This is a genomic window from Methanococcus voltae PS (assembly GCF_024807035.1).
GTDB lineage: Archaea > AGJL01 > Methanococci > Methanococcales > Methanococcaceae > Methanococcus > Methanococcus voltae.
Map to the genome: position 1 here is coordinate 625,982 of NZ_JANUCQ010000001.1, position 19,325 is coordinate 645,306.

Sequence of the window (19,325 nt, forward strand, 5' to 3'; positions counted from 1 at the left end):
TATTTGTAAAACAATTTTAGTATAAATTAATTTAAAAATTAAGCAAATATGCAATATTCGGTGAAACAATGTTTGAAATAAAAGCACGTGACGCAATGGCAAGACTAGGAGTAATTAAAATTAACGGAAAAAAAATAGAAACTCCAACCATAATGCCTGTTGTACACCCAAACCCTAAGAAACAAACCGTACCAATCGATTTAATAAATAAATTGGCGGATGTAATCATTACAAACTCTTATATAACCTATACTACTCCAGAATTAAACGAATTTGCCTCTGAAAAAGGTATACACGAATTAACCAAATTCAAAAATGTAATTGTAACTGATAGCGGTTCTTTCCAATTAAGCGTTTATGGTAGTGTAAACGTTCAACCAATGGAAATTATAGATTTCCAGGAAAAAATAGGCGTTGACGTCGGTACAATATTGGATATACCAACACCTCCAGACGTTTCGTACGAAAGAGCAAGCAGAGAATTGGATGAAACACTTATTCGTGCAAAAGATTCCATTGCAAGAAGGGAAGAAATGGGATATAATTTAAAATTAAATGGTACAATACAAGGTTCTACCCACGTGGATTTAAGAATAAAGAGTGCTCAACAAATGGGACAAATGGACTTCGATATTTATCCTTTAGGTGCGGTAGTGCCACTTATGGAGCAATATAGGTATGGTGATGTTGTAGATATCATTTTAAACTCAAAAATGCACTTACCTTCAAATAAACCAGTTCACTTATTCGGTTGTGGACATCCTATGTTATTCGCACTTTCTGCTGCTTTAGGCTGTGATTTATTTGATAGTGCCGCATACGCACTTTATGCAAAACAAGGACGTTATTTAACGGTTTCAGGTACCAAACACCTCGAAGATTTGAAAGATTTGAAAAGCTTCCCGTGTCAATGTCCAATATGTTCACAGTATGCACCAAAAGAATTAAATAAGATGTTTACAAGCAAGAACAAGGATGAAAGGAAGGAAGCTGAAAGACTCTTAGCAGAACATAATTTATACGTAACTTTCGAAGAACTTGACAGAATTAAATTTGCTATTAAAGAAGGCAATTTGTGGGAGCTCGTAGAAGAAAGATGTAGGGCACACCCTAAATTAATGGATGGATTAAGAAGAGTTTCAAAATATATGGAATTCGTAGAGAAAAATGACCCAGTTTCTAAAAAATCTGGATTTTTCTATACTGGATTTGAGAGTATGTTTAGACCTGAAGTTTACAGGCATAAACAAAGATTAAATAGGGTACAAATGGATAAAATATATCTTACAAACGTTTCAAGCACCGTAAGAAAGCCATACAGTGAAAACTTACCAAATATTGAATGTGACGTTGACGTGTTGATAAAAGACCCAGTATTCGGATTGGTACCTATGTATATCGATACAATGTACCCATTATCTCAAAATGAAATTCCTGAATTATATGAACACGAAAAGAAATTTAACAACGACTTTGTAAATGAATTTATGAGCAAAATTGAAGAAGAAAATCCTGAAAAAATTATGGATATTCACACTTACAACTATTATACCAATCATTCAAAGTCCAAATTTGAAAAGAGTAAAGAAACACTCTACGCACACAAAGATACATGTGATTTAACCCGTATAGACAAAATGTTACAATACCAATACGGTCATAAAATTATTGATGACGAAATAATGGATAAATTAATGACTAAAAGAAGTAAAACTACTAAAAGACTTAGGAATGTAATGTGGAAGGATACAAAGGAAGTTTTATTCACCATAAGGGCTAGTGATAACTATTTAATCCCTGCAAAAGAAGGAGCGAAATTATTGCATGAAAAAATTCCTGCTCCATTCCATAGGGTAGTAATTGACCCTAGTGTTGAGGAATTCGCAAAAGATGGTAAATCCGTTTATGCAAAATTCGTAATAGACTGTGATAAAGAGTTAAGACCTTACGAAGAAGTTTTAGTAGTCAGTAAAGAAGATGAATTGTTAGCATTCGGTACAACCTTATTAAATGGTAAAGAACTTCTTGAATTTGATTACGGCGTAGCTATTGACGTTAGAAACGGTGTAAATAAATTCAATAAATAATATATAATAAAATAAGATATAATAAAATAATAAATAAAATAAATAAATTTTTTCTTTTTTAAATATATATTATATAAATAAATTAATTATATTTTCTCGATAAATTATTACTATGGCCATAAATAATAGTGCTAAAAGCCAAAAAATAAGCGTAACTATTGTAAATTTCTTAGCTTTCTCTTTTTCCCACCATTTATATGGTGTTACACCATATACGAAGAATAAAAGGACTGAACAGAAATTAACGGCCACAATGTTTGTAACAAACAATATCCCAATGGGTAATGATTCTATATAATATCCTGAACCGACCATTAGTCCAAAAGCCACCAATGGAGGAATTAAAGCTATTGCAATCATAACACCTACAACCGAAGATGATATTCCGCAAATTAAAACGGATAATGTACCAATTATACCTGCTGAAAGTGCTATAATTATGTTATAAAATCCCAAATCCATCCTGGAAGCTATTTGTGGATATTCTGGAGATATGGGTATTATATTTCCTAAAAAAATTGAAAATACCAGGACTAATGATACCCCCAATATAAGATTTTTCAAAGATTTTTTCGCTAATTCAACGTCCACAACTGAAACTGAAAACGAAAGAGCTATGTTTGGACCTAAAAGTGGCGCAATTATCATGGATGCAATAATAATTGCTACATCATTTTTCCACAGACCTATTGAAGCCACAATAGCTGATAATATTAACATTAAAACGGATTCTTTCGATATTGTAGAAAAATCTTGCATTTTAGAAAGTATTTCCCCCCTCGTGAATCTTTCTACTAATTTTTCTTCTTCTTTTTTTTCAATTCCTGCATCTTCTTTTTCTTTCTCCAATTCTTCCTCTTTAATAGGTGGTACCACACTTGTAGGGCTTAATGTGAACATTCTATAGTTTGAACCTCCATAGGCGGTAGAAAGTTCATCCGTTATGACTTCAGCGTAACTTAGGGTGGTTAATATTTTTATAACAGTCTGATTTCTCTCTTCGTTTACACTGCTCCATATGATTTGTTCCAATGATTTCTCAGATACTGAACTTTCAAGACCTGCAAATATCCCCTTTGGAACATAACACTCAATAAGTCTAAGTTTCATAATATAACCCATTTTTTTAAATTATTTTAACTTTTTATAACTTACTTTAACGTATTCCAATTTATTTTAAATCATTTTAAGTATTTTCCATATTTTTACATATTATTTTTTATTTTTTACATTATTTTAACTAGTTTGTTATTAAAAATTCTAATATCTATTAAATTCTAAAATAACCAATTTAATAAAGTATTTATATATAATCATAATAATTTATATCTTGTTATGGTGCATACATACATTAAAAAATCTAATAACCTATAGCACATAGAAAATTGTAATTTAAGTTAAATTAGATATTAGTCGCGTATTAATAAAGTATTACTAACGTATTAATAACATATTAATTAAGTAAAAATTTAATTATTAGGTAGATATTATGAAAAAGAATTTATTTTTAGTATTAGGTTTGATTTCATTGACTTTGTTATTTAGCGGTTGTGTTTCTAGCGGTGATGGTACAAACACAGGTGCTAAAACTGTTTTAACAGTTTACAGTTGTGGAGGACCTACTGAAGCACTAACTGAAGTAAACAAAGTTTTTGAACAAAAATACGATTGTAAAATAGAATTTACTGGTGCAAATGCTGGTAAATTAGAAAAAGCACTCGAAGGCGGAGCTTACGCAGATGTATTTTTGCCTAGAACCATTATTTTCTCTCAACAATTAGTGGATTTAGATTTAATGAATCCTGATTATAAGGTATATCAGTTTACCGACTGGGTAATACTCACTAAAAAAGGTAACCCTAAAAACATACAGTCATTAGCTGACTTAAATAGGGAAGATGTAAAAGTTTATACTGATTCAAAATCATCTATACCTACTAAAAAGGCAATGATAAACCAATCAGAACTTATCGATTCAATATATGAAAAATCTTCAAAAGATTTTGATTGTTACAAGAAAATGCTATTAGAATTTGAAAACAGTGAAGCTGACGCTACATTAGTAGAAAGAAGAGTTACAACATTACCGGAAGTTAAAGGTAGATACGAAATCGTTGATATGCCTAGGGAATATATGACCCCTCAAACCGGTATTTTTACCGTGGGCGTTATGAACTACACAAAATACCCTAAATTAGCTTACGAATACCAAAACTTCGTTTTAGGTGAAGAAGCTGAACAAATTTTAGCAAAGCATGGATTCGTACCTGTAAATACCGAAGAAGGTCAAGAAATATACAATAATTATTACAAAGACTATTTGAAATTAAATAATTAATTATTTATTCAAATATCTTTCAATTTTTAATTTTAACTTTTTAATTTTAACTTATGTTAATCATTTGTATTCTATTTTAATCACATTATAATGTATTAACTATCCTATACTAAATTAATTGTAGCGTGTAATAATGAATTCAAAAAACCCTGAAGATTTTAACAATAATGATAATAAAGATAATAAAGATAATAACGATAATAAAGATAATAACGATAATAATAAAGAACGTAAAAAAACCATGGACAATCTACGAAATATAAAGAATGTAAAAAAGAAATTACTATTAAAAAATATGTACACAAAATTTGTAAAATATGGAATTTTTTTAATATCTATACCTTCACTCGCCATAATAGTGTTTAGGTGCCCTTACATTGTTCCTTTTGTTGTATGCGATATGTGCCCTGTTGTAGATTGCCCATCAAGACAGTTGCGAAAACCTGTTTTCGTAGCAATTTTGGGATATCTCGCAGTCACTAGGGTAGATTTCTGTGGGAGAGTTTGTCCATATGGTACTCTAAATGACGTTTTATACAAAATACGTAAAAAAATATTTAAGGGAAACTTTAAAACCAACAAAGAGTATAAAATGATATTTAATATACTAAAATACCTAATATTTACCTTTGCAGTTATTGCACTTTTTATGGGTGACCCTAGATTCTATAGTCCTATTAGAACAGGTAGTTTATTAAATTCAATATGGATTACCTTGATTTCCGGAAACAATGCGTATTATGGTAGGCTTTACCTTATATTACTAGGTTTAGTTTTAAGCATGATAATTGCAAGATTTTGGTGTAGGTATATGTGTCCATACGGGACAGGAATTCAAGCCCTCAAAAAGATATATCGGAAGATATTTTCAAAGAATGGGCTCAAAAAAGAGAATAAAAAAGAAATCAAAACCGATACTACTTGTAGTAGCGGATGTAGTCATTGTAAAACTAAAAAGTAAAACTAAAAAGTAAAAATAAAAATAAAAATAAAAATAAATTCAAGTCATATATTATGAATAATTTTTCTATTTTTTTTAATATAAGTACTATTTATTCTAAATAATGCCCTATTTTTATTTTATTTATTATTTAATTAAATATATCCTATAATACTTTAAAACAATTGTATATTATTGTACTTTATCAAAAAATAACGCTTTTAATTCATTTTATGCCATAATTATTTATATAAAAAGATTTATACTTATTTCGATGAATTATGTCAATGTTACATAATATTTAAATATGATATGACAAAATTATAAATAATATAAACTATATCAAATAACTTAAATATATCAAATAAATCCAATTCAATTCATACATTAATTTTATTTTTATATTACTTTTAAATTGGCATATAAATAGCATATATATTTAATTTAACTTACAGGAATAAACCACAAATGTAAATTACTTTAAATTAATTTAAACTAACTTAATCTATTAGATGTAAATACAGGTGACAAAATGCAAGTACTTTACGATGCTGAAGCAAATTACGACAAATTAAAAAACAAAACAATAGCTGTTATCGGATACGGTAGCCAAGGTAGAGCTCAATCATTAAACATGAAAGAAAGCGGTTTAAATGTTATAATGGGTTTAAGAGAAGGTGGCGCATCTTGGGAAGCTGCTAAGGAAGACGGTCACGAAGTATACACTATCGAAGAAGCTGCTAAAATGGCTGATATCATACACGTATTAATCCCTGATGAAATACAAGGCGATGTATACAACAAACAAATAAAACAGTACTTAGAAGAAGGTAATACATTAAGCTTCTCACACGGTTACAATATCCACTTTAAATACATTGTACCACCAAAAGGTGTAAATGTAACAATGGTAGCTCCTAAATCACCTGGAAAAATGGTAAGAAAAACATACGAAGAAGGTTTCGGTGTACCTGGTTTAATCTGTATCGAAAAAGATGAAACCGGCGAAGCTTACGATGTTGCATTAGGAATGGCAAAAGGTATCGGCTTAACAAGAGCAGGAGTTATTCAAACAACATTCAGAGAAGAAACAGAAACCGACTTATTCGGTGAACAAGCTGTTCTCTGTGGTGGTGTTACAGAATTAATCAAAGCAGGATTTGAAACACTCGTTGAAGCGGGTTACGCTCCAGAAATGGCTTACTTCGAAACATGCCACGAATTGAAATTAATCGTTGATTTAATCTACCAAAAAGGATTTAAAAACATGTGGAACGATGTAAGTAACACAGCAGAATACGGTGGACTTACAAGAAGAGAAAGAGTTGTTACAAAAGAATCAAAAGAAGCAATGAAAGAAATCTTGAAAGAAATCCAAGACGGAAGATTTACAAAAGAATTTGCTCTGGAAAACCAAGCAGGAAAACCTCACTTAAACTCAATGAGAAGATTGGAAGGAGAATTACTCATTGAAACAGTAGGCGCTGATTTAAGGAAAAAATGTGGTTTAGAAAAAGAATAAAATTATTTAATAAATTATTTAATAATAATTTATCTTTTTTTCTAATTTACCCAAGTTTTTCCTATTTTTTTAATATAATTTATCCATATATTTAAATATAATATTATTAACTAAATATTAATAAGATAATTTGAATATTATATATTAATAACCACGAGGGATATTATGATGATTTCAAATCAAAAAATACCGAAATCAAATTTAACTTGCGATTGTGGATGTAAAAATCAAAGATGTGCTAGTAAATCAACAAATTCAAAAAGACAGCAAAAAGAAAAAATACTATTTTTATGCGTCCATAATAAAAGAAGGAGCATAATGGCAGAGAGTTTCGCAAAATATGAGGGGCTAGACGCATATAGTGCAGGTCTAGAGAAGGATAAAAATGAAAATGAAAATGAAAATAATAAAATTGACGAAATGGTTGTTTTAATAATGGATGAGATAGGATTACCCGTTAAACAGACGCCTGAAACCGTAGAAGAGGTAATGAATGATATAAAAGGCGTGGATATCCTTGTAACTATGGGTTGTATAGGAGCCTGTCCTTATGTACCTTCAAAAAAACATATTGCTTGGGAAATTGAAGACCCTGAAGGAAAAGACATTCATTTTTATAGAAAAGTACGTGACGAAATTCAAAGAAAAGTTATAGAATTATCGGAAACTTTAAACGAATATGAGTAAGTAATAATAATAAAATAATAATAAAATAATAATAATAAAATAATAATTAAAAACTAAAAAATTAAAGAAAAAGTTAAACTAAATTAAAAATCTATTTTTTACCTTTTCCAGCTGATTTATTAGATGATTTTCCTTTTTGTGTGTTTTCCTTTTTAGGTGCGTTTGCGCCTTTATCGTTGCTTTTTTTACCTTTTGCCATTTAAATCACTTTTGTTTATGTTTTTGTGTGTGTAGTATGAAGTTATTAATAAATAAGTTATAATTATGTTGATATTTTAAATATTACCAACATAATTTTATTAAATAACCCTATAACTATATAAATTTATCTCTTTTTAAAATTTAAATATCATATAAGCTTTAATTAATATTTTAAAGTTAAAATATTAATTTATTATGAATTAAATTACAAAATAAGCACGAATAATTAAATTATAGCCCTTATGTTATCTATATCACTTATACACATTTTTAATTTTTAAAAATAGAAAATAAACGTTAATATGTATTTTTTAGGGTATTATTTTTTATTTTGATTTTTGGCAAATATATTAAAATACTATTTTAAAATAGAGGGTATTATACACTTGTATAATATGTGAATGTAAACATCAACTCATATATTATATATATGCCTATATAATGTCGAGGTGTAATATTATGATAAACATGGAAACTGGAACAGATAAGAAATTTGCAGACAAAATCATAGCAGCAGGAGACCCGGTACCTGGGGAAGATGTAACTGCATCATTTAAGGCATGCTACCAATGTGGTACATGTACAGGAAGCTGCCCAAGTGGTAGAAGAACAGCATACAGAACAAGAAAAGTTATTAGACAAGCTTTAATGGGCGTTGAAGAAGTTTTAGACAGTGACGATATCTGGAAATGTGTAACATGCTACACATGCTTCGAAAGATGTCCAAGAGATGTTAAAGTTACAGAAGTTATCAAATCGTTAAGAAACCTAGCAGCTCAAAAAGGCAACATGGCAAAAGCTCACAAAATGACAGCTTTATACGTTTTAAAAGCAGGACATGCAGTACCAGCAAACGCTGACACAGCAAAGTTAAGAAAATCAATCGGATTATCAGAAAAAGCTCCAATTGCACAATTCAGCGAAAAGGACATGAACGAAATCCAAACATTAGTTAAAGGATTGAAATTTGATGAATTAATTGGATTTGATTGGGAAACAAAATCATTAAAAGAATAATTTAAATCCCCCACAATTTAAATTTAAGTAAATATGCACGTATTTAAGTTTTTGACGACTATATTTAAGAATATTTATAATATTTAAGAACAATATTTAGAAAATCGAATATTATTAAAACACAGGTGATTTTATGAAATACGCATTTTTCCTCGGTTGTATCATGCCAAACAGATATGCAGGTGTGGAAGCAGCTACAAGAACAGTAATGGATAAATTAGGCGTTGAATTAGTAGACCTTGAAGGAGCTTCATGCTGTCCAGCTCCAGGGGTATTTGGTTCATTCGACCAAAAAACATGGGTTACATTAGCAGCAAGAAACCTGGTACTTGCAGAACAAAAAGGAACAGATATCGTAACAGTATGTAACGGATGCTACGGTTCATTATATGAAGCAGCACACATGTTACACGATAACAAAGAAGCTTTAGCATTTGTGAACGAACAATTGGCACAAGTTGACAAAGAATACAAAGGAACTACACACGTAAGACACTTTGCAGAATTAATCTCAAAAGAATTAGGTCCAGAAGCTATCGCTGAAAAAGTTGTTAAAGACTTGGGCGCTATAAATGTAGGTGTACACTACGGATGCCACTTTTTAAAACCAACCGATGCAAAAGGTTTGGGTGCAGCAGAAAGACCAACTATGTTAGATGAATTAGTAGAAGCTACAGGCGCTAAATCAGTTGCATACAAAGACAAAATGATGTGCTGTGGTGCAGGTGGTGGTGTAAGAGCTAAAGAATTAGACTTAGCTTTAAGCATGACCAATGAAAAAATAGAAAATATGGTTGAAGCAGGTGCTGACTGTATTGTAAACGTATGTCCATTCTGTCAATTACAATTCGACAGAGGACAAGTTGAAATCAAGGAAAAAATGGGTAATGAATACAACATACCAGTTCTCCACTTATCACAACTCTTAGGTTTAGCTATGGGAATGGACCCTAAAGAATTAGCTTTAGACGTTCACCAAATTTCAGTTAAACCATTATTGGAAAAATTAGGATACTAATCTAATTAGAAATTCTAATTTATTTTATTTATTTTTAATTAAATCTTATTTATTTGACTTTTTTGGAATTTTCAATGATTTCTTCAACTTTATTTATATATTCAATCGATTTAAATCGCAATTCTTCAACAGTTTTATTTGAAAAATTTAAGGTAGTAGAATAACTCGCTTTTTGACGTTCAGATTTTAAATCCGCATAAAATAGCAAATCTTCTTTATTAAGGGCTAATTCATCAATAAAATGTATGTCATCAGAATTTAATTTATCAGAATAATATTTTATTAAAAATAACAGTGTCGCAGTGTGATTTTTAGATATATAACCTTTTAAACATACTAATGCAAGACTTGCATGGTAAACAGCATAGTATAATCCAGTAATTTTCCAATCATTAAATTCAGAGCTCTCATCTTCCATAAGATGGTTTACAAACTCTAAATTGTGATTTGTTTTTTCAACGTGGGCATTTACGAGCATTTTCGCATTACTGAATTTTCCAATTACTTTCTCACGCTTGTATTTTTTCAACCTATAGTTTAATTCTTTTTCATTATCAAAATAATTTGTAATTATAAACACGACAATCCCCTCAAAATTAAAATTAAAGATAATTTAAAATAAATTAAGATATATTATGGTATAGTAATATATATTGGGATAAAAAATAACCAATATACAAGTTAATTAAAGTTAACATTAAAGTTAAAATATTCCATAATATTTTTGATGCCCCATTATTGGAAAACCCGTTTTTTTTGCCTGTTCCAATAAATAGTCAATATTATCTGTTTTTACCGACGTATCTGTGGTATAATTAGTATATTTGATATAATTATCATAATCCGTATAAAATATACTTAACGGATATAATGATTTAGAATTGGCTTTCCTTTTCGCTTTTTCAATTAAACTCCTCATTTCATCATCGTATAATTTTTGAATGGCTTTATTTTCAAAACTACTAAGTACGACCAATAAATCTATATCGCTACCCCTTTGCTCCCCCCCTCGAGAAGCAGAGCCAAAAAGAATTATAAAATCAATACTTTTAGGACATTCTTCCATAAATCTTTTTAATGGCATTTTAACATTTCTATTCAGTTTTTCAAATTTATAGATGTCAAAACCTATAAATTTCAGATAACTAAACTTATTATTTGTCAATTTATAATAGGTATTTGATTTTTCCTTAATTTTTTCAATAAATCCGTCTTTTTCCATTTTGGAAAGTGAATTCTGCAAAGAACTATGAGATAGCCCCGTTAACTCCCGCAACTCGCTAAAATAATAAACTTGGTCTTTTTCAAATCCAAAATCGCCAGATTTTTTGTATTTTTGATTATAATATGCCCAATATATTTTATCAACAGCTTTCATAATCTATAATATATTTATTTATCTATATATATCTTTGCCATTTTTTGGCAATATTATGCCATAAATTGGCAATTAAATATTATACGCCGATAAAAGCGTAAAATATAATTCTAATTTAAAAGAATAATTGTAAAAATAATTAAAAATAGGATTTTATAATTTATTCAAGTGTTAAATACTCAATAATTTTATCTGTAACTTCTTTCGTGTTTAAAGAGCCACCCAAATCTGCAGTAGTATTCCCTTCTAGGAATGCACGTTTTACAGCATTTTTAATTGGTTTACTATCTATTTTTAAGTAATCTAGCATCATGGCACAACATAACATTGTAGCCATTGGATTTGCAATCCCTTGTCCTGCAATGTCTGGTGCAGAGCCGTGTACTGGTTCAAATAACGCGTAATTATCCCCAATATTGGCAGATGGTGCCAAACCTAAACCTCCGCCTAATGCAGAAGCCTCATCTGAAAGAATATCACCAAATAAATTGGTTGTTACCATAACGTCAAACATTTCAGGGGATTTTATAATATACATTGCGGTGGCATCCACCAAATAGTCATTATGGATTATATTTCTGTATTTTTCATCTTTCGCAATTTTTTCAAAAGTTTTTAAAAATAAGCCATCTGTGACTCTTAAAACGTTAGATTTATGAATACAAGACACTTTTTTTCTATTATTTGATATTGCATAGTCAAAAGCAAATCTTACAATTCTTTCGCTACCTTTTTTAGAAATTTTTCTTTTGGCAATTGCAAATTCGTTTTCTTCGTCGTAGTATTCTTCTTTAATATAAAGACCCTCTGTATTTTCCCTAACGATTACGAAATCGATATTTGAGTTATAGTCGATAGTGGGTCTAACATTCGAATAAAGGTCTAATTCTTTTCTAAGGGTTAATATAGGACTTTTATATAATTTATTAAGTTCTTCGCCTATTTCCGTAGGTTTTGGGGAGGTAATTGCCCCAAATAAAATTGCATCGCACTTTTTTGCAGTTTCAATTGTTTCATTAGGTATGGCGTCTTTATTGTTGAAGAATTCGGTTAAGCCAGCTTTTGCTTCAATAAATTCAAAATTAACAGATTTTAAAATTTTTTCGTAAGCTTTTAACATTCTCAAAGTTTCGTTAACAACTTCTACCCCAATACCGTCGCCTTTTATCACGCATATTTTAAAATTTTTATTTTTTAAATCGTTCATGTTATCGTCTAATATCATCTTATTTTAATTTATTTTTGCATTTCATTTTTTAAAAGTACTATATCTTATCATACGCATATTTTATATAAATTATTACTTATATACTACTTTACAATTTAATAAAGTAATATAAATAATATAATTAGTAAAAATTATGGTGAAATTATGGAATGTATCAATTATGAGATAAATCACGCAATAGAGCACATGCTCGAAAATAACTACCCTAGAAAGCAGTTTTGGAATATGGACCTTCAAATACCCGACTTAAAAGCAGGAATAAGAGCTGGTGACGACTCAATAATCGTAGGTAACAAAGTTTACAATATGGAAGGACCCTATCCTTTAGTATTGGGCTCTAAAACCGCATTAATCCACACATCCTGCGATATTGTAGCAATGGGTGCCAAACCAATATTTGCAATGGATTCAATACAGGCAAAACCCGAAGAGATTAAAATGGTTATAGATGGTCTAAAAAAGCAATCTGTAGGTCTTAATATACCTATAATCGGGGGAAACACGCAAACAATCGAAGAGTTAAAATCCTGTGTTAGTGTAATGGTTCACGGTGAGTTAATAAGCGATAAAATAATTTATGACGCAGGTTCCAAGTCTGATGACGTTTTAGTAATGTTAGGGCACCCTATAGAAGGTGATATAGGTGAAAGAGCACAAAAAGCTAAAAACAAGTACGATACATTCTTGGAAATCTTAAGAAATGACGTTGAAGTACACGCTTGTAAAGATGCTTCGAGAGGGGGCTGGCTCTGTAATCTATTAGAAATGATTTTAAAGGCAAAAGTGGGTGTCAAATTAAATTCTATACCGTATCCTAGGGCTACAAGGTATTTGGGTACTTATATAGTTTCAATACCTGAAGAAAGTTTAAACGACGTTTTAAAAATTTCTTTAGAAAATAGATGTCCTATTATGAATTTTGGGAAAGTAACTAAAGAAAAAAGTTTTTTAATTGGAAATGACGAATATATCGACAAGAATAGGATGATTGAATTAATTAGAAGTTTCCCTTATAAAAAATAAGATAAATGGGTGTATAATATGATATCAAAATTTAATTACGAAATCGAAGGGGATACAAATAATTTGTTAATCAAAGTAAATTCAAAAGATTGTAAAAATAAGCAATTTATCGGTAAAAAATTAGTTGAAATTTTACAAATTATTGGCTTATCTCGAAAATCGATTAATAAATTTGATAAACATAAGTATATCACCATAAACAATAAGAATATATCTCTAAAATCAAAAATAAAGGATAATGAGATAATAAATATTTATTTGGGAAGTAATGAAGAAACAGATGAAAATTTAATTCATTCAAATAATAATTTAGAAAATTATAACTCTAAATTAGAAATTGTTTACGAAGATATGGATATTTTAGCAGTAAATAAGCCAAAAAACATGGTTGTTCACCCCACTAAAACCATAAAAAATGGAACGTTAGCAAACGCAATAATAAATTATCAAAAAGACAATAATAATGATAATAATGATAATAATGATAATAAACAAGACTTTAAAATTAGATTTATAAACAGGATTGACCGAGACACGACGGGAATTGTTTTAATTGCTAAAAATTCTTTTGCACACCAAAAAATAGCCAATCAATTTCAAAAGAGCATGAAAAAAGAATATTTAGCAATAATTTGTGGTAAAATGGACTTAAATAATTTAAATATCCATAACGTTGATATTAACGTTGATAATGATATTATCGTTAATAAAACAAATAATAAGGATAATAATAAAAATAAAAACACCGAATTTTCAGTAATTATAACTGATAAAAATACTGACGAAATTGTCGAACATACAAATTTTGAGATTATTCAATATAATGATAATAATAACGTTACCCTTTTAAAAGCTTCGTTAATTACAGGTAAAACTCATCAAATACGAAGACACTTGGCTTATTTGGGTTTTCCAATACTAGGTGACGAATTATATACTAAAACTAATAATAACAATAATAGTAACGAAAATAAAGATTTTATAGACTCTAGTTTAATGCTACATTCTTATAAGACAACTTTTATACATCCTAGAACAAATAAATTAATAAACTTAACTCAAGAACCACCAAAAGAGTTTAAGCAACTAATGGGGGATAACTATGGGCTTTGAATACCAAGAACAGTATGGAAATAACTATATTTTAAAAAATTGTAAAATTTATGATGATAAAATTGATAAATTTTTTATTAAAAATATTGAAATAAAAGACGGTAAAATTTCAAAAATTGAAGATAGTCTTGATATCAATACCAATACTAAAAAAAATTTGCCTATAATCGATTTAAACGAAAAATTAGTGATTAGTGGCGTCATAGACGCCCACGTTCATTTTAGATATGGTAACGATGAGAAAGAAACCTTAAAAACCGGTTGCGAAGCTGGTTTAAACGGAGGGGTTTGTTTTGCGATAGATATGCCAAATAGCAATCCCCCTACTATCACAAAACAACTTTTTGATGAAAAAGTGCAAAAAGCAAAAGACGATAAATGCACAATTAACCTATATTTTGCATATGGTGTAACAGAAAATAATTATAACGATGTAGTCGATGACGCGAAATTCTACAAAATTTTCATGGTTAAATCCGTTGGAGAATTATTTATAAAGGACTATTACAAATTAAAAGAAATTTTAATGCAGAATAAACTTTTTGCAATTCATGCAGAGCATAAAAATTTTGTTGAAGAATTTAATCAAACTATGGATAAATTTAAATTTAAAACGCACTGTAAAATGAGAGACAGGTATAGCGAGATAAATGCCATTAACGAAGTCTTAAATGTTTTATCTGAAATTGACAAAGAAGAAGATGTGGTCAATAACAGAATAACTCCAAGAGTGCATTTTTGCCACGTATCCACAAGCGAAGCTTTAACACTTATAAAAAAAGCAAAAGAAGCTTTAAAAAATGTGGTTGTTACATGTGAAGTAGCACCTCATCATTTAATATTAAATGAAGAAATGGCAGAAGATTTAAAAGGATTGGGTAAGTTTAATCCACCTTTAAGGACTAAAATGGATAATTTAGCATTAATTGAAGGAATAGTTGACAAAACAGTTGATTTAATCGCCACAGACCACGCACCTCATACTTATGAGCAGAAAATGAAAGATAATATTTTAGAATGTCCATCGGGTATTGGAGGTATCGAAACTCTGGTACCGATTGTTTTTAATTTGGCAAAAGAAAAAAAGATTAAATTGGAAGACGCCATTAAAATGGTGTCTATAAATCCTTCTAAGATATTTGATATTAATAACAGTCTAAATGTAAGCAATATGGCGAATATTACTATAATTGATTTATGTGACAATACTACAATTAAAGCGTCTGAGTTTAAATCAAAGGCTAAATTTAGCCCTTATGACAATATGACCTTCAAATGTAAGGTATATGGTACAATAATAAATGGAAAATATTATAAAAATTATTAATATGTTTAAATTAACTATTAATAACTTTTATAATTTATTTTAATTTGATTTTACGTGTATTTTTATGGCATATTTATTTTTAATACATTTTTTAGAAATATTTAGAAATATATGGTATTATTTAATATAATTTAATATAATTTAATATAATTTAGGTTTAATAGGATTAGATTTTAACTTATTATTTTTATTTTTATTTTTATTTTAATTCTTTCAATGTTTTTACTGTTTTCCAGGGTATGCCGGCAATTTGTGTTCAGATATGTCCAAACCAACAAGTTCTTCATTATCCGTAACCCTTAGACCTTTGGTAACGACACCTACTAATTTACCAAGTCCATATCCCCCTATAACTCCAAATAAGATGGTTAAAACTGCGGCTATTACCTGTTCTAGTAAGCTTACGCCTCCTAGACCCCCTAACGCAGTTAATCCGAATACACCAGTTAATACTCCCCCAAGAATTCCCGCCGTACCGTGTACTGGTACTACGCCACAAACATCATCAAGACCGAATTTTTCAATTAATTTGTACATGAACGGCAATTGCATTCCCGCTAATAATCCAATGACTAAAGCACCGATTGGGCTCACAATGTTTGTCCCGGCACAGATTGCAACCAATCCAGCCACAATTCCGTTTGCAGTAAATAATACATCATTTTTAGAAGCTAATAAAGCACCTATTCCGCCCCCTGCCATTGCAATAGTTGTAGTTGCAATAACTATGCCGGATATATCCGCAACAGCAAATGAGCTCCCCACGTTGAAACCGTACCAGCCTATGGCAAGTACGAATGCCCCAATTGTGGCCATTGGTATATTGTGACCTGCAATTGTGACCGGTTTGCCATTAACAAACCTTCCAGCTCTTGGTCCAAGGGCTATTACTAAACCTAAAGCTAAGAATCCACCCAAACCGTGTACTACATAGCTACCCGCATAATCTGCGTATTGTAACAGTCCGGCACCCCAAGGACCAATATGTACCCATATCGGGTATATTAATGCAGTAATTACTATCGCAATCAGGATGTAGGAACTAAATTTAATCCTTTCAGCCACCCCTCCAGAAACAATCGTAGATGCTGCACCTGCAAAAGTAAGACCAAAGAACCAGTTCGCTAAATCCAAGTTACTCAATGAAGACGCACTTAGTATATTTCCCCACCAGGATACTAAATCTCCAAGATTTAATGACGTTGACAATATATAACCTACAAATAACCAGGAAATACCTGCAATCATCCAATCAGTCATGTTTTTCATCATAACGTTGTTTACGTTCTTTTCACGCACTTGTCCTCCTTCAAGTAGTGCAAATCCAAGTTGCATTGCAAATACGAGAACACCCGCAAATACTAAGAACATAACGTCCCCAGCATTAGCCAAACTAGCCAAACTCTGAGCAATGTTCGTCGTACCCCCTGCAATTTCTGTTATAGCCACAAATTCACCTTTTTAGTTATTTTATTTTTTTATTCATTTTATTCATTTTTATTAATTATATGCAAATTCTTTAAAATTTAATAAATTATCATTTAATAGCTGTATTTCCATTTTCTCCAGTTCTTATCCTTATTACTTGCTCCAATGGAATTACAAATATTTTTCCATCACCCATTTTACCAGTGTAAGCATTTTCTTTGATGATTTCGATTACTTTGTCTTTTTCATCATCTGAAACAACTATTTCAAGTTTTATTTTTGGCAATAAGTCAACCACGTATTCGGAAGTTCGGTATCTTTCAACTATACCGCCTTGAACACCACGACCTTTTACTTCGGAAACTGTTAAACTTATGAATCCATTATCTGCGAGTGCTGTTTTAACGATATTTAACCTCTCCATACGTATAATAGCTTCAATTTTCTTCATAATTTCACACATTGTTTTATTGGATTTATAAATGATATTTTTCGTGTTTTTAAGTTTTTAAATTTGTATTGATAATTATTATTTGGTAATATCTTATTAATATTACCGGAACCGGAATTCCGATTCCGACTTAATATTAGTATTGTATGTTCAAATATATAAATATATCTGAAAAAATAACATGGCAAAATTAGAAATTTAGAAGCATTATAAAATTGTAAAATTAAGAAAATATCACTTTAAAACATAAAAAAAAAATGGAAAAATGGAAAAATGGAAAAAAAGAAGTTATTTTATTTTTTCTTATTGTATCTGTAGCCAGAAGCCAATAAAGCTGCACCAACTGCACCAATATATTGAGAGTACTCTGGAACAACGATTTTTTTACCTAATATCTCTTCAAGAGCCATAACCATACCTTTTAACAAGCTACTACCGCCTACTAAAATTAATGGCTCTCTAACGTCGACTTCCTGCAACTGTTGTTCGTAAATCTGTTCTGCAACAGAGTGTGCCGCAGCTGCTGCAACATCATTGGGTGTAGCACCTTCTGCTAGGCTAGTTACTAAGTCTTGAATACCGAAAACGATACAATAACTGTTCATCATAACGTTTCTCCAGTTTCCTTCAGCGGCCATATCCCCAAGCTCACCTATTTCAACGCTCAATCTTCTAGAGGTCATTTCAAAGAATCTACCACTCGCACCGGCACAAATACCGCCCATTGTAAATCCATCGGGAATAGCATTGTTTAATGAAATAGCTTTGTTGTCCATACCGCCAATATCGATAACTGTAGCCTCTCCTTCTTGTTTTTTTGCTAAAAAGGCAGCACCTTTTGAGTTAACAGTTAATTCTTCCTGAATTAAGTCTGCATTAAAGTGCCTACCTAAATTATGTCTACCATATCCAGTTGTACCAATTGTTTCGATGTCTTCCATTTTTAAATTTGCTTCTTTTAGAGCATTATCGAGAGCATCTTGGGCAGATTTAACAACGTCTTTTGTATAAACCCAGCCTGTACCTACAATCTCGTTATCTTTCATAATGATTGCTTTTGTAGTTGTAGAACCACTATCCAAACCTAAGCTGATACCTTCTTGCTTTTTCCTTGCAAGTAATGATTTCTTTTCTACGATTGTAACGAGTGCTTCCATTCTAGTAAGCAATTCCGGAGCTTTTGTCCTTTCAGTGAATGAATACATAACAACTGGTAAATCCGTATGTTGTTGTATCAATCTTCTTACTTCGTTTCTTACTAATGCTCCTTCAGCACACCTAAAGCAGGTAGCAATAAAAACGGCTTCAGCATCTGTTTTTCCTTCGATTATTGACATTGCTCTTGCAAACATCAATTTTAAATTTGCTGACGCTACTTCAAAACCAAGATGTTTTTGAACTTCGTCAATATATTCAAGGTCCACTTCTGGAAATACTATTTCCCCGCCTACTAATTTAGCAGCCTTCTCAATTTCAGCCTGTACGCCACTATACTCAGCACCGCAGGTAAGTTCTGCAATTTTAACAGTCACAATATCACCAAATACATAAATAATTACAAATTACG

At 30.4% G+C, this 19,325-nt stretch carries 17 protein-coding genes; 10 read left to right on the plus strand and 7 right to left on the minus strand.

Going from position 1 to position 19,325, the window contains the following annotated elements; genetic code table 11:
- Nucleotides 1-68: 68 nt before the first annotated feature.
- On the plus strand, nt 69-2,087 hold the full coding sequence (gene tgtA, locus M2325_RS02910) for a tRNA guanosine(15) transglycosylase TgtA (protein ID WP_259050762.1): 2,019 nt from the start codon (nt 69-71) through the stop codon (nt 2,085-2,087).
- Between the two features lie 69 nt (nt 2,088-2,156).
- Here the strand turns inward: tgtA and M2325_RS02915 are convergent, their stop codons facing one another.
- Entirely contained in the window at nt 2,157-3,197 is a 1,041-nt protein-coding gene (locus M2325_RS02915; protein WP_259050763.1) for a TIGR00341 family protein, read from the minus strand.
- Between the two features lie 379 nt (nt 3,198-3,576).
- Here M2325_RS02915 and M2325_RS02920 point away from each other — a divergent pair, with 379 nt between their 5' ends.
- The 6 genes from M2325_RS02920 to hdrB all read left to right on the plus strand — a co-directional run bounded on the left by M2325_RS02920 (nt 3,577) and on the right by hdrB (nt 9,810).
- Nucleotides 3,577-4,425, plus strand: a complete 849-nt coding sequence (locus M2325_RS02920) for a substrate-binding domain-containing protein (RefSeq protein WP_209590636.1) — start codon at nt 3,577-3,579, stop codon at nt 4,423-4,425.
- Between the two features lie 133 nt (nt 4,426-4,558).
- Nucleotides 4,559-5,386 carry a 4Fe-4S binding protein gene (locus M2325_RS02925; protein ID WP_310572588.1) on the plus strand — a complete coding sequence of 276 codons (828 nt, stop codon included), beginning with the start codon at nt 4,559-4,561 and terminating at the stop codon, nt 5,384-5,386.
- Between the two features lie 511 nt (nt 5,387-5,897).
- Entirely contained in the window at nt 5,898-6,887 is a 990-nt protein-coding gene (ilvC, locus tag M2325_RS02930; RefSeq protein WP_209590637.1) for a ketol-acid reductoisomerase, read from the plus strand.
- Nucleotides 6,888-7,052: 165 nt separating this feature from the next.
- Nucleotides 7,053-7,574 (plus strand): arsenate reductase/protein-tyrosine-phosphatase family protein, encoded by a 522-nt coding sequence (locus tag M2325_RS02935; protein WP_209590638.1) that lies wholly within the window; start codon nt 7,053-7,055, stop codon nt 7,572-7,574.
- Nucleotides 7,575-8,234: 660 nt separating this feature from the next.
- Nucleotides 8,235-8,792 (plus strand): CoB--CoM heterodisulfide reductase subunit C, encoded by a 558-nt coding sequence (gene hdrC, locus M2325_RS02940; RefSeq protein WP_209590639.1) that lies wholly within the window; start codon nt 8,235-8,237, stop codon nt 8,790-8,792.
- A 133-nt stretch (nt 8,793-8,925) separates the two neighbouring features.
- The gene (gene hdrB / locus M2325_RS02945; protein WP_209590640.1) at nt 8,926-9,810 is read left to right on the plus strand and encodes a CoB--CoM heterodisulfide reductase subunit B; all 885 of its coding nucleotides are present in this window, start codon (nt 8,926-8,928) and stop codon (nt 9,808-9,810) included.
- 49 nt (nt 9,811-9,859) lie between these two features.
- Here the strand turns inward: hdrB and M2325_RS02950 are convergent, their stop codons facing one another.
- From M2325_RS02950 to aksF, 3 genes are all read right to left on the minus strand, one after another.
- Nucleotides 9,860-10,390 (minus strand): HEPN domain-containing protein, encoded by a 531-nt coding sequence (locus M2325_RS02950; protein WP_209590641.1) that lies wholly within the window; start codon nt 10,388-10,390, stop codon nt 9,860-9,862.
- A 123-nt stretch (nt 10,391-10,513) separates the two neighbouring features.
- A complete protein-coding gene (locus M2325_RS02955; protein WP_259050764.1) occupies nt 10,514-11,188 on the minus strand; it encodes a nucleotidyltransferase domain-containing protein in 675 nt (224 codons plus the stop codon).
- Nucleotides 11,189-11,348: 160 nt separating this feature from the next.
- A complete protein-coding gene (gene aksF, locus M2325_RS02960) occupies nt 11,349-12,395 on the minus strand; it encodes a homoisocitrate dehydrogenase (protein ID WP_209631530.1) in 1,047 nt (348 codons plus the stop codon).
- A 165-nt stretch (nt 12,396-12,560) separates the two neighbouring features.
- Between aksF and M2325_RS02965 the strand changes: the two genes are divergently transcribed.
- From M2325_RS02965 to pyrC, 3 genes are read left to right on the plus strand one after another with little or no spacing between them, the layout of a single operon-like run.
- Nucleotides 12,561-13,439, plus strand: a complete 879-nt coding sequence (locus M2325_RS02965) for an AIR synthase related protein (protein WP_259050765.1) — start codon at nt 12,561-12,563, stop codon at nt 13,437-13,439.
- Between the two features lie 18 nt (nt 13,440-13,457).
- Nucleotides 13,458-14,552 carry an RluA family pseudouridine synthase gene (locus tag M2325_RS02970; protein ID WP_259050766.1) on the plus strand — a complete coding sequence of 365 codons (1,095 nt, stop codon included), beginning with the start codon at nt 13,458-13,460 and terminating at the stop codon, nt 14,550-14,552.
- Nucleotides 14,542-15,879, plus strand: a complete 1,338-nt coding sequence (pyrC, locus tag M2325_RS02975) for a dihydroorotase (RefSeq protein WP_259050770.1) — start codon at nt 14,542-14,544, stop codon at nt 15,877-15,879. The genes M2325_RS02970 and pyrC overlap by 11 nt, the downstream gene beginning before the upstream one ends.
- 222 nt (nt 15,880-16,101) lie before the next feature.
- On the opposite strand, the gene M2325_RS02980 is transcribed toward pyrC, so the two are convergent.
- The 3 genes from M2325_RS02980 to M2325_RS02990 form a co-directional block, all read right to left on the minus strand.
- Nucleotides 16,102-17,328 carry an ammonium transporter gene (locus tag M2325_RS02980; protein WP_209590647.1) on the minus strand — a complete coding sequence of 409 codons (1,227 nt, stop codon included), beginning with the start codon at nt 17,326-17,328 and terminating at the stop codon, nt 16,102-16,104.
- A gap of 88 nt (nt 17,329-17,416) precedes the next feature.
- Complete coding sequence (locus M2325_RS02985; RefSeq protein WP_209631526.1) at nt 17,417-17,758, minus strand: P-II family nitrogen regulator; 342 nt, start codon at nt 17,756-17,758, stop codon at nt 17,417-17,419.
- 293 nt (nt 17,759-18,051) lie between these two features.
- Nucleotides 18,052-19,290: a methanogenesis marker 15 protein gene (locus M2325_RS02990; protein ID WP_209590649.1), complete on the minus strand. Its 1,239-nt coding sequence runs from the start codon at nt 19,288-19,290 to the stop codon at nt 18,052-18,054.
- Between the last annotated feature and the right edge of the window lie 35 nt (nt 19,291-19,325).

What these genes read in the sequence shown, in the direction of transcription:
- tgtA (WP_259050762.1), top strand. Translation starts at nt 69, where the DNA reads ATGTTTGAAATAAAAGCACGTGACGCAATGGCAAGACTAGGAGTAATT.
- M2325_RS02915 (WP_259050763.1), bottom strand. Translation starts at nt 3,197, where the DNA reads ATGAAACTTAGACTTATTGAGTGTTATGTTCCAAAGGGGATATTTGCA.
- M2325_RS02920 (WP_209590636.1), top strand. Translation starts at nt 3,577, where the DNA reads ATGAAAAAGAATTTATTTTTAGTATTAGGTTTGATTTCATTGACTTTG.
- M2325_RS02925 (WP_310572588.1), top strand. Translation starts at nt 4,559, where the DNA reads ATGAATTCAAAAAACCCTGAAGATTTTAACAATAATGATAATAAAGAT.
- ilvC (WP_209590637.1), top strand. Translation starts at nt 5,898, where the DNA reads ATGCAAGTACTTTACGATGCTGAAGCAAATTACGACAAATTAAAAAAC.
- M2325_RS02935 (WP_209590638.1), top strand. Translation starts at nt 7,053, where the DNA reads ATGATGATTTCAAATCAAAAAATACCGAAATCAAATTTAACTTGCGAT.
- hdrC (WP_209590639.1), top strand. Translation starts at nt 8,235, where the DNA reads ATGATAAACATGGAAACTGGAACAGATAAGAAATTTGCAGACAAAATC.
- hdrB (WP_209590640.1), top strand. Translation starts at nt 8,926, where the DNA reads ATGAAATACGCATTTTTCCTCGGTTGTATCATGCCAAACAGATATGCA.
- M2325_RS02955 (WP_259050764.1), bottom strand. Translation starts at nt 11,188, where the DNA reads ATGAAAGCTGTTGATAAAATATATTGGGCATATTATAATCAAAAATAC.
- aksF (WP_209631530.1), bottom strand. Translation starts at nt 12,395, where the DNA reads ATGAACGATTTAAAAAATAAAAATTTTAAAATATGCGTGATAAAAGGC.
- M2325_RS02965 (WP_259050765.1), top strand. Translation starts at nt 12,561, where the DNA reads ATGGAATGTATCAATTATGAGATAAATCACGCAATAGAGCACATGCTC.
- M2325_RS02970 (WP_259050766.1), top strand. Translation starts at nt 13,458, where the DNA reads ATGATATCAAAATTTAATTACGAAATCGAAGGGGATACAAATAATTTG.
- pyrC (WP_259050770.1), top strand. Translation starts at nt 14,542, where the DNA reads ATGGGCTTTGAATACCAAGAACAGTATGGAAATAACTATATTTTAAAA.
- M2325_RS02985 (WP_209631526.1), bottom strand. Translation starts at nt 17,758, where the DNA reads ATGAAGAAAATTGAAGCTATTATACGTATGGAGAGGTTAAATATCGTT.